The organism is Streptomyces tateyamensis, assembly GCF_003205575.1.
Lineage (GTDB): Bacteria > Actinomycetota > Actinomycetes > Streptomycetales > Streptomycetaceae > Kitasatospora > Kitasatospora tateyamensis.
Genome location: NZ_PYBW01000306.1, coordinates 1 through 431, shown reverse-complemented (window position 1 = coordinate 431; position 431 = coordinate 1). Strand labels below are relative to the sequence as shown.

The 431-nt window shown below is 74.5% G+C and carries 1 protein-coding gene; it reads left to right on the top strand.

Annotation, left to right across the window (positions count from 1 at the left end; all coding sequences use genetic code 11):
• Window position 1: 1 nt before the first annotated feature.
• On the top strand, window positions 2-431 hold a 430-nt coding region (locus C7C46_RS33505), incomplete at its 3' end, for a response regulator transcription factor (RefSeq protein WP_245985333.1).

Here is a 431-nt window from a genome sequence, read left to right as displayed (position 1 = left end):
GCTGCAGCGCGGGCTGCGGGCGGAGGGCATGACGGTCGACGTGGCCCACGACGGCCCGCAGGGGCTGTGGCTGGCCGGCGAGCACGACTACGACGTGATCGTGCTCGACATCATGCTGCCCGGCGTCAACGGCTACCGGGTCTGCGCCCGGCTGCGCGCGGCCGGCAACGAGGCCGGGATCCTGATGCTCACCGCCAAGGACGGCGAGTACGACGAGGCCGAGGCCCTGGACACCGGCGCCGACGACTTCCTCTCCAAGCCCTTCTCCTACGTGGTCCTGGTGGCCCGGCTGCGCGCCCTGGCCCGGCGCACCGGGCGGCGCCGCCCGCAGGTGCTGGAGTTCGGCGACCTGGTGATCGACCCGGCCCGGCACACCTGCGTGCGCGGCGGCACCCCGGTGAAGCTGACGGCGCGCGAGTTCGCGGTGCTGG